The 12572-nt window shown below is 68.8% G+C and carries 16 protein-coding genes; 6 read left to right on the forward strand and 10 right to left on the reverse strand.

Features of this window, described 5'->3' with window-relative positions:
• Window positions 1–184: 184 nt before the first annotated feature.
• Window positions 185–433, reverse strand: a complete 249-nt coding sequence (locus tag AB7U46_RS09075; protein WP_428336638.1) for a DUF167 domain-containing protein — start codon at window positions 431–433, stop codon at window positions 185–187.
• A gap of 34 nt (window positions 434–467) precedes the next feature.
• On the opposite strand from AB7U46_RS09075, the gene AB7U46_RS09080 reads away from it, so the two are divergent.
• Genes AB7U46_RS09080 through AB7U46_RS09090 form a run of 3 tightly spaced genes read left to right on the forward strand, consistent with a single transcriptional unit; the run spans window position 468 to window position 2925 of the window.
• Window positions 468–1559 carry a class II histone deacetylase gene (locus tag AB7U46_RS09080; RefSeq protein WP_428336639.1) on the forward strand — a complete coding sequence of 364 codons (1092 nt, stop codon included), beginning with the start codon at window positions 468–470 and terminating at the stop codon, window positions 1557–1559.
• A gap of 53 nt (window positions 1560–1612) precedes the next feature.
• A complete protein-coding gene (locus tag AB7U46_RS09085) occupies window positions 1613–2218 on the forward strand; it encodes a nitroreductase family protein (protein WP_428336640.1) in 606 nt (201 codons plus the stop codon).
• Window positions 2215–2925, forward strand: coding sequence for an EI24 domain-containing protein (locus tag AB7U46_RS09090; protein WP_428336641.1), 711 nt, complete (start codon window positions 2215–2217; stop codon window positions 2923–2925). The genes AB7U46_RS09085 and AB7U46_RS09090 overlap by 4 nt, the downstream gene beginning before the upstream one ends.
• On the opposite strand, the gene AB7U46_RS09095 is transcribed toward AB7U46_RS09090, so the two are convergent.
• The 5 genes from AB7U46_RS09095 to mce form a co-directional block, all read right to left on the reverse strand.
• Window positions 2904–3671, reverse strand: coding sequence for an anti-sigma factor family protein (locus AB7U46_RS09095; RefSeq protein WP_428336642.1), 768 nt, complete (start codon window positions 3669–3671; stop codon window positions 2904–2906). The genes AB7U46_RS09090 and AB7U46_RS09095 overlap by 22 nt on opposite strands.
• Window positions 3668–4198, reverse strand: a complete 531-nt coding sequence (locus tag AB7U46_RS09100; protein WP_428336643.1) for a sigma-70 family RNA polymerase sigma factor — start codon at window positions 4196–4198, stop codon at window positions 3668–3670. The genes AB7U46_RS09095 and AB7U46_RS09100 overlap by 4 nt, the downstream gene beginning before the upstream one ends.
• A 3-nt stretch (window positions 4199–4201) precedes the next feature.
• Window positions 4202–4570, reverse strand: coding sequence for a COG4315 family predicted lipoprotein (locus AB7U46_RS09105; RefSeq protein WP_428336644.1), 369 nt, complete (start codon window positions 4568–4570; stop codon window positions 4202–4204).
• Window positions 4571–4653: 83 nt separating this feature from the next.
• Entirely contained in the window at window positions 4654–4923 is a 270-nt protein-coding gene (locus AB7U46_RS09110; protein WP_428336645.1) for a DUF1467 family protein, read from the reverse strand.
• A complete protein-coding gene (gene mce / locus AB7U46_RS09115) occupies window positions 4923–5327 on the reverse strand; it encodes a methylmalonyl-CoA epimerase (protein ID WP_428336646.1) in 405 nt (134 codons plus the stop codon). Before mce ends, AB7U46_RS09110 begins: the two co-directional genes overlap by 1 nt.
• Before the next feature lie 163 nt (window positions 5328–5490).
• Between mce and AB7U46_RS09120 the strand changes: the two genes are divergently transcribed.
• A complete protein-coding gene (locus AB7U46_RS09120; protein ID WP_428336647.1) occupies window positions 5491–6195 on the forward strand; it encodes a response regulator in 705 nt (234 codons plus the stop codon).
• Window positions 6196–6203: 8 nt separating this feature from the next.
• Here the strand turns inward: AB7U46_RS09120 and AB7U46_RS09125 are convergent, their stop codons facing one another.
• A complete protein-coding gene (locus tag AB7U46_RS09125; RefSeq protein WP_428336648.1) occupies window positions 6204–6920 on the reverse strand; it encodes a GNAT family N-acetyltransferase in 717 nt (238 codons plus the stop codon).
• A gap of 134 nt (window positions 6921–7054) precedes the next feature.
• Between AB7U46_RS09125 and AB7U46_RS09130 the strand changes: the two genes are divergently transcribed.
• Complete coding sequence (locus tag AB7U46_RS09130) at window positions 7055–7189, forward strand: hypothetical protein (protein ID WP_428336649.1); 135 nt, start codon at window positions 7055–7057, stop codon at window positions 7187–7189.
• A gap of 41 nt (window positions 7190–7230) precedes the next feature.
• On the opposite strand, the gene AB7U46_RS09135 is transcribed toward AB7U46_RS09130, so the two are convergent.
• From AB7U46_RS09135 to aspS, 3 genes are all read right to left on the reverse strand, one after another.
• Window positions 7231–8478: a DUF1501 domain-containing protein gene (locus AB7U46_RS09135; RefSeq protein WP_428336650.1), complete on the reverse strand. Its 1248-nt coding sequence runs from the start codon at window positions 8476–8478 to the stop codon at window positions 7231–7233.
• A 4-nt stretch (window positions 8479–8482) separates the two neighbouring features.
• Window positions 8483–9859 carry a DUF1800 domain-containing protein gene (locus tag AB7U46_RS09140; RefSeq protein ID WP_428336651.1) on the reverse strand — a complete coding sequence of 459 codons (1377 nt, stop codon included), beginning with the start codon at window positions 9857–9859 and terminating at the stop codon, window positions 8483–8485.
• A 110-nt stretch (window positions 9860–9969) separates the two neighbouring features.
• Window positions 9970–11754: an aspartate--tRNA ligase gene (aspS, locus tag AB7U46_RS09145; RefSeq protein WP_428336652.1), complete on the reverse strand. Its 1785-nt coding sequence runs from the start codon at window positions 11752–11754 to the stop codon at window positions 9970–9972.
• Between the two features lie 171 nt (window positions 11755–11925).
• Here aspS and AB7U46_RS09150 point away from each other — a divergent pair, with 171 nt between their 5' ends.
• Entirely contained in the window at window positions 11926–12483 is a 558-nt protein-coding gene (locus AB7U46_RS09150; RefSeq protein WP_428336653.1) for a hypothetical protein, read from the forward strand.
• Window positions 12484–12572: the final 89 nt, after the last annotated feature.

Here is a 12572-nt window from a genome sequence, read left to right on the forward strand (position 1 = left end):
ATATTTCCGCTCTGTAGAAGACGGCATCCGCGCCCGTGCCAAGCGGTCGAGGGGGCGCTGCCCCCGCTCCTGCGGAGCCCCCCGGGATATTTGGGCACTTTGGAAACGGGCTTCCGAAGTGCGGAAATATCCCGGGGTGAACGGACCGTCAGGCCAGGAGGGGCGGCGCCCCTGCCCGGCCCGCTCAGTCGATGCGGAAGACCTTGTCGCGCGAGGTCTGGCCGCGCACGAGCGTGAGCCGCGTCTTCGCGATGCCGAGTGCCTTCGCGAGCAGTTTCGCCACCGCCGCATTCGCCTTGCCGTCCTCGGGCACCACGGTGACATAGGCGCGCAAGCCCTCCTCGCCCGCGACGATCGCATTGCGCGAGGCTTTCGGCGTGACGCGCAGCGCGATCTCCGCGCCGCTCTTGGCAAGATGGCTCAGCTCGGTCATCCTTTCCTCATAGTTCCGGGCGAGGGGGAAATCCATGCGCACCGCCTTTTTCCATGACGAGAGATGTTTCTGGCACGGCGGCGGGAATTACGCGCTGACGCTGCCGGTGGGGGGGCTCGTGCAGCCCGGCGGCGGCCTGCCCGAGAGCCCGGAGACGAAGCGGCGCCTTCTGAACCTGATGCGGGTGACCGGGCTTCTGGCCGAGGTCGATGCCGGCTCGGCGCCGGCCGCGACGCGCGAGGATCTCGCCCGCGTGCATCCCGATCGCTATCTCGATGCCTTCAAGGCCGCCTCGGACCGCAGCGGCGGCGAGCTGGGCCTGCGCGCGCCCTTCGGTCCGGGCGGCTACGAGATCGCGGCGCTTTCCGCGGGGCTGGCGAAGGCCGCGCTTTTCGCCGTGCTCGAAGGGCGGGCGGAGAACGCCTATGCGCTCTCGCGCCCGCCCGGGCATCACTGCCTGCCCGACTGGCCGAACGGGTTCTGCCTGCTGAACAACATCGCCATCGCGATCCGCGCGGCGCAGGCGGCGGGGCTGGTGCAACGCATCGCCGTCGTCGACTGGGACGTGCATCACGGCAATGGCACGGAGGCGATCTTTCTCGACGATCCGCGGGTGCTGACGCTCTCGATCCATCAGGAGTTCAACTATCCGCTCGACACCGGCGGCGTGCTGACGCGCGGCGCGGAGGGGGCGAACATCAACGTCCCGCTGCCGCCCGGCTGCGGCGAGGAAAGCTATCTCGAGGTCTGGGACCGGATCGTCGCCCCGGCCCTCGCCCGCCACGCGCCCGAGGCGATCGTGATCGCCTGCGGCTTCGACGCCTCCGCGATGGATCCGCTCGGCCGGATGCTTTTGCGCGGCGAAAGCTATCGCGCGCTCACCCATCGCGCGATGGCCGCGGCCGGGGCGCTTTGCGGCGGGCGCCTCGCTCTGGTGCATGAGGGCGGCTATTCCGAGGTGCATGTGCCGTTCTGCGGCCATGCGGTGATCGAGGCGCTCTCGGGCGCCAGCGCAAGTGCCCCCGACCCGCTCGGCGCGACGATCGGGGCGCGTCAGCCGGGCGCGCGCTGGGTCGCCGGGGTGAGCGATTACATCGGCGCGCTCGCCGCCGAATTCGGGCTCTGACGCTTGCAATCGCCCGCGCCCCGGCCCACATCGGAGGCGACAGGAGACCCGCGATGACCATTTCCCCCGACACGATCAACCCCGCCCTCCGCAACGAGGAGGCGCTGCGCTTCCTGCTCACGCGCCGCTCGCGCCCGCCGAAGATGCTAACCGCGCCGGCCCCCGATCGCGACGGGATCACCGAGATCCTCACCGCCGCCGCCCGCGTGCCCGATCACGGCAAGCTCGAGCCCTGGCGTTTCGTGGTGATCGAGAAGCCCGCGCTCGAGCGGCTTGCCGATGATGCCGCGGTCTTTGCCGCGAACCATGGCCTGCCCGAGGATGTCGCGGCGAAGGGCGTGGGCCAATTCGCGCAAAGCCCGCTTTGCATCGCGCTGATCGCGGTGCCGAAGCAGAGCGAGAAGGTGCCCGAGATCGAGCAGACCCTTTCGGTCGGCGCGGCCGGGGTGAGCCTCGTCAATGCCGCGCTTGCCGCCGGTTGGGGGGCGAGCTGGCTTACCGGCTGGGTCGCGCACGATCTCCGTTTCGCCGCCCCCGCCTTTGGCCTGCAGGAGGGCGAATGGGTTGCCGGGCTGATCCATATCGGCACCGAGAAAGCCGCCCCGCCCGAACGCCCGCGCCCGGTTCTGGGCGAGATCGTCACGTGGATGACCGCATGATCCTGACATCTTACCTGCGCGGCTGGGGCGACCTGATGCGCCCCGGCGCGATGAAGATCCTCGCGATCGGCGTGGCGCTTGCGCTGGGCCTGTTCGTCGCGCTGTTCCTGGCGCTGACCGGGCTTGCCGATCTCCTGCTGCCCGACACGATCACCCTGCCCTGGATCGGGCCGGTGAGCTTTCTCCATGCCGCCGCGGGCTGGGCCAGCTTTGGGCTGATGCTCGTCGCCTCGATCTTCCTGATGGTGCCGGTCGCCTCCGCCTTCACCGGGTTCTTCCTCGAGGACGTGGCCGAGATGGTCGAGGCGGAACATTATCCGACCCTGCCGAAGGTGCGCCCGATGGGCTTCGTCGAGGGGCTGGGCGACACGATGCGCTTCTTCGGCGTGGTGCTCGGCGCGAACCTGATCGCGCTGATCATCTACCCTTTCGTGATCCCCTTCGCGCCGCTGCTATTCTTCGGGCTGAACGGCTATCTGCTCGGGCGCGAGTATTTCCAGATGGCGGCCTTCCGGCGGATGGACAAGCCGCAGGCGATGGCATTCTATCAGCGCAACAAGCTCACCGTCTGGGCGGCGGGCGCGCTGATGGCGGTGCCGCTCGCCGTGCCGCTCCTCAACCTCGTGGTGCCGGTGGTGGGGGCCGCGGCCTTCACCCACCTATTCCACGCGCTCGCGCGGCGCGATTACAGCGACAGCGCGCGATAGGCGGCCTCGGCCAGCGGCCAGAGCGCCGCGCGCCCCATCGGCGCCGAGATCGCGCAGCCATAACCGCCGTCGAGCCAGGTGAGGCTCGACACCCCATCCGGCCCTTCGGCAAAGCGGAAGGCGCTTTCCTTGCCCGCCACCGCGGCAATGTAAAGCGTCGCGCGCCGGCCCGAGGCATCCTCATACATCAGCTGCGCGGCCGGGCCGCTGTCTGCCGGCAAAAGCCGCCCGCCCATCAGCGCAAAGCCCTGCGCGGAGAGATCCGGCGCGATAAGCTTGCGGCCGAGCCGTTTCGAGAGCCAGGCCATCAGATGATCCTGCTCGGCCGCCGAAACCTCGACCGGATGCGCGACCTCGACCGAATAGACCGCATAGGCAAGCTGCGCCTCATTCGTAAGCCGGGCCTCGCCCGCGGCGGGCGCAGCGCCCCGCGGCGCAAGGCCGAGGCCCGCGCCAAGGCCCAGCGCGAAAATCAGAACCCCGGCGGCGATCCGGCGCAGCCCCGCGCCCTGGCGGCGCGCGAGGCCTGCCTCGAGCGCGGTGAGGCTCAGCCGGTCGGGCACCGGCTCCGCCGCCTTCGGCGCGAGCGCCGCGCGCAGGGCGGCCAGATCCGCGGCCTGTGCGTCAAGCACCGCGCGCAGATCCGGGTCGGCGGCGAGATGCGCCTCGAGCGCGGCGCGGCGCTCCGGCGCCAGCCGGTCGTCGAGAAAGGCCTGGATCTCGGCCTGAGAAAAGTTGCCACTCATTTCACCCTCCGCAATCCGCCCGGCGCCCCGGGCGTCGCCCTCTTCTCCTCGCGTCCGGTCAGCGCCCGCAGTGCGGCGCGCCCGCGCGCGAGCCGCGACATCAGCGTGCCCAGCGGCACCCCCGCAATCCCCGCCGCTTCCTCGTAGCCGAAGCCCTCGACACCGACGAGCAGGATCGCCTCGCGCTGTTCGATCGGCAGGCGCCAGAGCGCGGCGAGCACCTCGGTGAGCTCGATCGCCCCCTCGGCGCTGCCCGGCGCCACCGGCTCGGGCACGAGATCGAGGCTCGGCCCGCCGCGCCGCCCCTGCCGGCGCAGCGTGTCGATGTAAAGGTTGCGCAGCACCCTAAACAGCCAGGCCCGCAGCTCGGGCCCGCTGCGCAACAGATGCCAGCGCGAAAGCGCGCGCAACAGGCACTCCTGCACGAGGTCATCCGCCAGCGCCGCATCGCGCGCCAGCGCATGGGCGAAGCGGCGCAGCGCGGGGATCTGCGCCTCGATCAGGTGCCGGTTGCGCGCGCTGGTCATCGCTTAGGGCTGCGCGACATGCCAGACGCCGTTGAACCCGTCGCCGGTGATGTCGCCCGGCTTCGCGTCCTTCGCCCAGGTGTAAAGCGGCTTGCCGTCATAGGCCCATTGCTTCGCGCCATCGTCGCGGGTGATCACGGTCCACTCCCCCATCGCCATCGCATCGCCCTCCGCCAGAAGCGGCGGCCAGTTCGTGGCGCAGGGGCCGTTGCAGGCCGATTTGCCGCCCGCGTCCTTGTCGAAAGTGTAAAGCGTCATGCCTTTCGCGTCGACGAAGGTCTTGCCCTTCGCGGTTTCCGCCACGCTCGCGGGATCGGCCAACGCCGCCCCCGCCATCAGCATCGCCGCAACCGTCATCGCAATCCGTTTCATGGTCAGCTCTCCCTGTTGAGACCACAAGGAAAACGACCGGGGGCCGGGAATAATCCCGACCCCCGTGAAATTTCGCGCCGGCCTCAGTCGTGCAGCCGGTGATAGAAGTCGATGTCGTGGATGGTGAGCCCGCCGAACAGGATCACCCCGGCCAGCGCCGCCCAGATCGGCACCGCGATCAGCGTGGTGATCTTCGCCTTGCGCCCGATCTGCGCGTCGGCAGGGGCGGAGGGGGGCGTGCCGGGAACGACCTCGCCCGCCTCCTCCTGGCTTTTGAAGCGGATCGGCAGCACCACGAAAAACACCATGAACCAGATCACGGCGAAAAGGACGATGCCGCCGGTGAGGTTCATCAGACCTGCTCGAGCTCGATCAGGCAGCCGTTGAAATCCTTCGGGTGCAGGAAGAGCACAGGCTTGCCATGGGCGCCGATCTTCGGCTCGCCGCTGCCGAGCACGCGCGCGCCCTCCGCCTTGAGCTTGTCGCGCGCGGCGAGGATGTCGTCGACCTCGAAGCACATGTGGTGGATGCCGCCCGAGGGGTTCTTGTCGAGGAAGCCCTGGATCGGGGAATTCTCGCCCAGCGGATAAAGCAGCTCGATCTTGGTGTTCGGCAGTTCGATGAAAACCACGGTGACGCCGTGGTCCGGCTCGTCCTGCGGCGGGTTCACCTTCGCGCCAAGGGTGTCGCGGTATTGCGCCGATGCCGCCTCGAGGTCGGGGACAGCGATGGCGACATGGTTCAGACGTCCGATCATGGGGGCCTCCATTTGCTCCCCTTGGGATAGGGGCCGCGGGGGCGTGATGCAAGCGCGATGAGGCCGGGGCCATTAACCCGCCGTTAGCCAAATGGGCTGTTTACTTCCCGTGAACCCGATTCCGGAAAGGAACCCGAATCGTCCTAAGAGCCGAGGTGAAACCATGACCGACGATCTGACCCCATTCCTCGCCTCCCGCCCTGCCACGGTGGACCGCCCCCTCATCGGGCTGACCGTGCTGCTGGTGGAAGACAGCCGCTTCGCCTCGGAGGCGATGCGATTGCTCTGTCTGCGCTCGGGCGCGCGGATCCGACGCGCCGATTGCCTGCGCTCGGCGCATCGTCATCTGCAGACCTATCGCCCCGGGGTGGTCGTCGTCGACATGGGCCTGCCCGACGGGTCGGGCGCCGATCTGATCCGCGAGGTGAAGGCGATGGCCGCGCCGGTGCCCGCCGTGCTCGGCCTCTCGGGCGATCCGAATGCCGAAGCGGAGGCGATGCTCGCCGGCGCCGATGCCTTCCTCGCCAAGCCGCTCGAATCGCTCACCCGGTTCCAGCAGGTGGTGCTGCAGATCCTGCAGGACGGCAATCGCCCGAACGGGCCGCATCTGGTGAAGGATGACCTGATCCTGCCCGATCCGCTCGCGCTGCGCGACGATCTGCACCATGTCGCCGAGGTGCTCGCCGCCGCGCATGACCGCGCCGCGACCGATTACGTCGCGCATTTCCTCACCGGCATCGCCCGCTCCGCGCGCGACCCCGCGCTGGAGACCGCGGCGGAGGAACTTGGCCGCGCCCCCGAACCGGCGGCGATCTCGCGGCTTTCGGGCATCGTGCAGGACCGGCTCGCCGCTGCCGCGGGGTTCTGAGCCGCGGCTCAGCGCCCGGCCAGCACCGGATCGGACGACACGCGCACGAGGCGGGTGAGATCGGAGAGCCGCTCCCGCTGCCCCCCCTCGGCGTCGAAATTCGCCGGGTCGAGCCAGGCGTCATAGGCCACCTGCAACGCCGGCCAATCCTTGTCGGTCGCGGCAAACCAGGCGGTGTCGCGGTTGCGCCCCTTCACGATCGTCGCCTGCCGGAAGGTGCCTTCGTAGCTGAGCCCGAGCCGCTCCGCCGCGCGGCGCGAGGGCAGGTTCAGCGCGTCGCATTTCCATTCGAAACGACGATAGCCCGCCTCGAAGGCCCAGGCGATCATCAGGATCATCGCCTCGGTCGCGGCGCGCGTCTGCTGCAGCCGGGGGGAGAGGTTGATATGGCCGAGCTCGATCACGCCGACCTCCGGGGTGATGCGCAGATAGGACATCACGCCACCTGCGAGCCCGCTCTCGCGGTCGGTCACCGCATAGAAGAACGGATCGCGCGCGCCGGCCATGTCCTTGACCCAGCGCATATATCCGACCTCGGAGGGGAACGGCCCATAGGGCAGGTAATCCCAGATCGCGTCATCCTCGGCATTGGCGCGAAAGAGCGCATGGGCATGGCGCTCCTCGAGCCGCTCGAGCCGGGCCCAGCGCCCCTCGAGCACCGGCGCATCGGGCAGACGCGGCGCGACCCAGTTTTCGACGATCTCTCCGACTGCGCGTTCCGCCATGGCTGCTCCTCCGTTTGCCTCACGCTAGCGTGGCGCGCGCGCGCAGGCAATCGCCGCCAAAGCGCACGATTCCCTCCCGAAAGCTGCCGCAATTCGACGCGAGATTGCCCCTATCCCGCTGCCCGGAGACGAGAATGAAAGACCACGCGATCCGCATCTTCAGCAACGACCGCCTCATCGAGGCGACGCATTGGACGGTGTTCAGCCTTGGCGCGCTCAGCCTCGCCGTGGCGATCGGCGGCACCGCCTGGACGCATTTCTTCGCCTGAAATCAATCGGTTCCGGCGCGATCACGCCGGAACCAGCCCGCTCAGGCCAGGAATTTCGGGTCCGTTCCGAGATCGAGCCCCGGGAAGACCGTCTCCTCGAGAAGCGACCGCGAGGTGCCGAACATCCCCGAAAGCGCCCAGCCCGCATAGGCGCGGATATCCGCGGTCGGCATCAGGTCGCGCCCGGCGTAGAGCTCGGCATCGCTCAGCCCCGGCCATTTGCCATAGACCTTGCGACCTTTCAGCGCGCCGCCCGCCATCACCATCGCCCCGCCGGTGCCGTGATCGGTGCCGAGCGAACCGTTCTGCCGCGCGGTGCGGCCGAATTCCGTCATCGCAAGCACCAGCGTCTCGCCCCAGACCGGGCCAAGCTCCTTCTTCAGCGTGGTGAGCATCGCCACCAGCTGCCGCGCCGGGGAGCGGATCACCGAGGATTGCGCCCGGTGCGTGTCCCAGCCGTTGAGCGAGAAGGCCGCGATCCGGCTTTCGCCGCGCAGCCGCCCGGCCGCGAATTTCGCGAGCGGATCCTCCGCCGGGGGCGCATCGGGATCGGCCTTGCCGGCCGGCGCCTTGCCGCCCGCCTTCATCCCCGCCGCCGCCGCCTCGCCCGGCAACATCGCCTCGTCGGTCTCGTCCGCGGTCTCGCCGCTGATCGCCACCGCCTGCGTCGCGGCATCGCGGAACAGCGGATCGTCGTGATAGATCTGGTCGAGCAGCAGCCGCCCCTGCGCCGACAGGCCAAGCCAGGCATCGGGCGCCCAGCTCATCGAGGGGGCCTTGCCCTCGAGCACCTTCAGCTCGTCGCCCCCGACCGAATAGGCGGTCTCGGCGCGCACCCCGGGCATGTTCTGCAACAGCCGGTTGAGCCAGCCGTCGCGCACCAGCGCGAGCGGCACATCCATGCCGGTGCCCGCCTCGAGCATGTCCTGCCCGTCGAAATGGCTGCGCTTGTCGCGATAGGGGGTGGAGACGGCATGGGCAAAGCCAAGCTCGCCCGCCGCCCACATCGGCATCAGATCGCCCATGATCGGGTTCAGCGCGAAGAAGCCGTCGAGGTCATGCGCCCCCTTCGCGGGGCCCACCGCAAAATCGGGGCGCAGCTGCGCGAGCAGCGGATCGCCATAGGGCTGCACGATGTCGAGCCCGTCCATCGCCCCGCGCAGAATGATGACGACAAGCCGCCGATCGCCCGGCGCCGCGGCCAGGGTGACCGTGCTCATCAGCGGATGGGCCGCCGCCGAACAGCCGGCAATGGCCGCGCCCTGAAGGAAGAAACGTCGAGAAATCATCGGCCTATCTCCTGTTCAGCTCGGCGGAGGCCAGCACGAGGGCAACCCCCTCGGCCTTTGTCTCGGCGCGCGGCACGGCCTGCGCGACGCTTTCGCTCAGCCGCGCGCCCAGCGCGGAGGCGGCAAAGGGCACCGGCTCCGGCACCGCACCGGTCAGGCCCCGCGGCGCACGCAGCGCCCAGTTGATCCGCGCCGAAAGCTGCTGCGGCGCGATCCATTCCGCGCTCTCCTCGGGCCAGCCGTTCGGCCCGGGCGGGGCAAGCCATTTCTGCCCCATGTCGCGCAGCGGCCAATAGCCGAAGCGGCGCATCTGCGCGCCGTCGAACGCCATCACCGCCTGCCCGTCGAGGCCGAGCGCGCGCATCCCGGTGGCGAGAAAATCGAAGGGTTGCCGCACTTTGACGAAACTCTCGCCAAGCGCCGCGGGATGGGAGAGCAGCACCTCATAGACCGGCAGCAGCGCCCCTTTCGCACCGAGATAGGCCTCCGCCATCGCGCCGGTCAGCGCGGCGTCGGGCTCGGGGCCGACGAAATGCACGGCAAGCTTTTGCGACAGGTGCCGCGCGGTGTCGGGGTGCAGCGCGAGCGTGGTCAGCACCGCCTCGATATCCGAAAGCTTCGCCGGATCGCCGCCCCAGTCGCGGCCGAGCACATGTTCGGCGCCGGGCTCGGCGAGCTTCGGCTCGAAATCCATCCCCTCGCCCAGCCGCACCCGCAACCCGGTCAGCAGCTCGGCCAACTGGCGCACGTCATCCTGCGTGTAGCTGCCATTCACGCCGAGCGTATGCAGCTCCATCAGCTCGCGCGCGAGGTTCTCGTTCAGCCCGAGATTGCGGTCGGGGCGCTTCTTCGCCAGCACCGAATCCGGGCCGAAGCTCGTCGCCTGGTCGAGATAGAGCAGCATCATCGGATGCAGCGTCGCCGCGCGCAGCATCTCGGGGAAGCTGGTCGCGATATAGGGGCGCACCGCCGATTCGGCATGCGAGCAGGCCAGCGCGACATCCTGCCGGCGCTTGCCCTGCACGGTGAAATGGTCGCGCCAGAAGGCCATCAGCCGTTCGCGCATCCCGGTGCGGTCCTCGACCGCGCGGGCCAGCGCGATCTTGAGACTGTCGAGCTGGATGTCGTTCATCTTCGCCTTCTGCTCGGCGAAGGCCTTGGTCGCGGCGGGCTTCGGCGGCTTTTCCCCCGCGGCCTTCTTGCGCGCGTGGAAATCGTCCTGCACCTGCAGCGCTTCCTGCGTGGTGATCCCGGGCCAGCGCTGGCCGAGCACATCGGCCCCCGAGAGCGCCGCGAGGATCTCCTTCGGCGCCGCCGGCGGCTTTTGCCGCGGGGAAAGACCGAAACCGAACCGCACCGGTGCGAGCACCGCATAATCCATCACCGCCTCCTCGACCGCCTGCCCCGATTGCGCCAGATATGGGGGCAAAAGGAAAGGGCGCCGGGGATCATACCGGCGCCCTTTCGCTCATCTTCGCGTGAAGCGCGCGCTCACGCCTCTTTCGGCAGCACCCGCAGCCGCAATTCGCGCAGCTGTTCGTTGGTGGGTTCCGAAGGGGCGCCCATCATCAGGTCTTCGGCGCGCTGGTTCATCGGGAACATGATGACCTCGCGGATGTTCGCGGTGTCGGCCAGCAGCATCACGATGCGGTCGATGCCCGCCGCGCAGCCACCGTGGGGGGGCGCGCCGAACTTGAACGCCTTGACCATGCCGCCGAAGCGCTTCTCGACCTCGGTATGCGGATAGCCCGCGAGTTCGAAGGCCTTGAACATGATGTCGGGGCGGTGGTTGCGGATCGCGCCCGAGACCAGCTCATAGCCGTTGCAGGCGAGGTCGTATTGATAGCCGAGCACCTCGAGCGGATCGCCGTTCAGCGCCTCGAGCCCGCCCTGCGGCATCGAGAACGGGTTGTGCGAGAAGTCGATCTTGCCCTCGTCGTCCTTCTCGTACATCGGGAAATCGACGATCCAGGCGAATTTGAAGCAGCCCTCTTCGGTGAGCTTCAGCTCGCGGCCGATCTCGTTGCGGGCCTTGCCGGCGACCGGTTCGAACTGCTCCGCCTTGCCGCCGAGGAAGAAGACGGCATCGCCCTCGGTCAGGTTCAGCTGCGTGCGGATCGCCTCGGTGCGCTCGGCGCCGAGCGCCTTGGCGATCGGGCCGGCGGCCTCCATCCCCTCGCCCTTCTCGGCCTTGCGCCAGAAGATATAGCCCATGCCGGGCAGGCCATTGGCCTGTGCAAAGCTGTTCATCCGGTCGCAGAACTTGCGCGAGCCGCCGGTCGGCGCCGGGATCGCGCGGACCTCGGTGCCCTCGTTCTCGAGCAGCTTCGCGAAGATGCCGAAGTCCGAGCCGCGGAAATGCTCGCTGACATCGGCCATCTTGATCGGGTTGCGCAGGTCGGGCTTGTCCGAGCCGTACCAGAGGAGCGAATCCTTGTAGGCGATCAGCGGCCAGACCGGGTCGACCGTCTTGCCGCCGCCGAATTCCTCGAACACGCCCTGGATCACCGGCTGCACCGCGGCGAAGACGTCTTCCTGCTTCACGAAGCTCATCTCGACGTCGAGCTGGTAGAAGTCGGTCGGGCTGCGGTCGGCGCGCGGGTCTTCGTCGCGGAAGCAGGGCGCGATCTGGAAGTAACGGTCGAAGCCCGCCACCATGATGAGCTGCTTGAACTGCTGCGGCGCCTGCGGCAGCGCGTAGAATTTGCCCGGGTGCAGACGCGAGGGCACGAGGAAGTCGCGCGCGCCTTCGGGCGACGAGGCGGTGATGATCGGCGTCTGGAACTCGTTGAAGCCCGCGGACCACATCCGGTTGCGCAGCGAACGCACCACGTTCGAACGCAGGATCATGTTGTTGTGCAGGCTCTCGCGGCGCAGGTCGAGGAAGCGATAGGTGAGGCGCGTTTCCTCGGGGTATTCCTGCTCGCCGAAGACCGGCAGCGGCAGTTCCCCCTCGACCGGGCCAAGCACCTCGACATCGGTCACATAGACCTCGATCTCACCGGTCGGGATCTTCGGGTTCACGAGGCTCGCATCACGCAGCTTCACCCGGCCATCGACGCGGATCACGAATTCGGCGCGCACCTTTTCGAGCGCGGCGAAGGCGGCGCTGTCGCCGTCGCACAGGATCTGCGTCATGCCGTAATGGTCGCGCAGGTCGATGAAGAGCACGCCGCCGTGATCTCGCACGCGATGGACCCAGCCCGCGAGGCGGACCTCATTCCCTGCATCGGCGGCGCTGAGGGCGGCGCAGGTGTGGCTGCGATAGGCGTGCATCATTCTCCCCTTTCCCGGGCATCTCGATCGGTCGGCCCGATCAACAGCTTCGGGCCGCCAAAGTCAAGCCGCAGGGCGTGGCGGGATCAGCGCGAAAACGGAAACAATCGCCTCATTTCGGCCCGATTTCGCGCCTAACCGGAGAGGAACCTCCCGTGAAGGTGATCGCCGATGTCTCCTGTCCCCTCCTCCGCCCCCGGCGCGACCGGTTCCGCGCCGGCGCTGCGCCTTGCCGCGCTGGCGGCGCTCGCGCTCTGGGCGCTCTGGACCTGGGCGGGGGCGCAGGGGGTCTGGGCGAATGATCTCGCCGCGCTCTGGTTCGCCGGGCATTTCGCCGCCACCGGGCAGGAGGCGCTGATCTACGCCGCCCCGCCCGAGTTCTTCGGCGGCACCCCGACGGAATGGGAGCCGCTGCGTGCAAGCCTCGGCGCCGCGCCGCAGGAGCTCGCCTTTCCCTATGTCTACCCGCCGCTCTGGGCCGGGCTGATCGCACCGCTGACGGAACACCTCGGCCCGCGCGCCTTCTTCGACGCGGCGCTCGCGCTGCAGATCGCGATGCTCGCCGCCTCGGTGCCGCTGGCCGCACAGATCGCACGGCCCCCGCGCCTTGCCGCGCCGCTCTTCACGCTCTGGGGCATCGCCGTGCTCGCCCTCACCACCGCCTCGACCGCGGCGGTGGTGCTCAATCAGCGGCGTTGTTGCGCAAATCCGGGAGGATTCATGTTGTGAATCCGGCATGCTAGCTGGGCAGCATGAGCAGACCTCCGAAGACGACCTACAAGACCACCAACTGGCAAAGCTACAATCAGGCGCTGAGG

Source organism: Paenirhodobacter sp. (assembly GCF_050177655.1).
Taxonomy (GTDB): domain Bacteria; phylum Pseudomonadota; class Alphaproteobacteria; order Rhodobacterales; family Rhodobacteraceae; genus Rhodobacter.

What these genes read in the sequence shown, in the direction of transcription:
- AB7U46_RS09075 (WP_428336638.1), bottom strand. Translation starts at nt 433, where the DNA reads ATGACCGAGCTGAGCCATCTTGCCAAGAGCGGCGCGGAGATCGCGCTG.
- AB7U46_RS09080 (WP_428336639.1), top strand. Translation starts at nt 468, where the DNA reads ATGCGCACCGCCTTTTTCCATGACGAGAGATGTTTCTGGCACGGCGGC.
- AB7U46_RS09085 (WP_428336640.1), top strand. Translation starts at nt 1,613, where the DNA reads ATGACCATTTCCCCCGACACGATCAACCCCGCCCTCCGCAACGAGGAG.
- AB7U46_RS09090 (WP_428336641.1), top strand. Translation starts at nt 2,215, where the DNA reads ATGATCCTGACATCTTACCTGCGCGGCTGGGGCGACCTGATGCGCCCC.
- AB7U46_RS09095 (WP_428336642.1), bottom strand. Translation starts at nt 3,671, where the DNA reads ATGAGTGGCAACTTTTCTCAGGCCGAGATCCAGGCCTTTCTCGACGAC.
- AB7U46_RS09100 (WP_428336643.1), bottom strand. Translation starts at nt 4,198, where the DNA reads ATGACCAGCGCGCGCAACCGGCACCTGATCGAGGCGCAGATCCCCGCG.
- AB7U46_RS09105 (WP_428336644.1), bottom strand. Translation starts at nt 4,570, where the DNA reads ATGAAACGGATTGCGATGACGGTTGCGGCGATGCTGATGGCGGGGGCG.
- AB7U46_RS09110 (WP_428336645.1), bottom strand. Translation starts at nt 4,923, where the DNA reads ATGAACCTCACCGGCGGCATCGTCCTTTTCGCCGTGATCTGGTTCATG.
- mce (WP_428336646.1), bottom strand. Translation starts at nt 5,327, where the DNA reads ATGATCGGACGTCTGAACCATGTCGCCATCGCTGTCCCCGACCTCGAG.
- AB7U46_RS09120 (WP_428336647.1), top strand. Translation starts at nt 5,491, where the DNA reads ATGACCGACGATCTGACCCCATTCCTCGCCTCCCGCCCTGCCACGGTG.
- AB7U46_RS09125 (WP_428336648.1), bottom strand. Translation starts at nt 6,920, where the DNA reads ATGGCGGAACGCGCAGTCGGAGAGATCGTCGAAAACTGGGTCGCGCCG.
- AB7U46_RS09130 (WP_428336649.1), top strand. Translation starts at nt 7,055, where the DNA reads ATGAAAGACCACGCGATCCGCATCTTCAGCAACGACCGCCTCATCGAG.
- AB7U46_RS09135 (WP_428336650.1), bottom strand. Translation starts at nt 8,478, where the DNA reads ATGATTTCTCGACGTTTCTTCCTTCAGGGCGCGGCCATTGCCGGCTGT.
- AB7U46_RS09140 (WP_428336651.1), bottom strand. Translation starts at nt 9,859, where the DNA reads ATGGATTATGCGGTGCTCGCACCGGTGCGGTTCGGTTTCGGTCTTTCC.
- aspS (WP_428336652.1), bottom strand. Translation starts at nt 11,754, where the DNA reads ATGCACGCCTATCGCAGCCACACCTGCGCCGCCCTCAGCGCCGCCGAT.
- AB7U46_RS09150 (WP_428336653.1), top strand. Translation starts at nt 11,926, where the DNA reads ATGTCTCCTGTCCCCTCCTCCGCCCCCGGCGCGACCGGTTCCGCGCCG.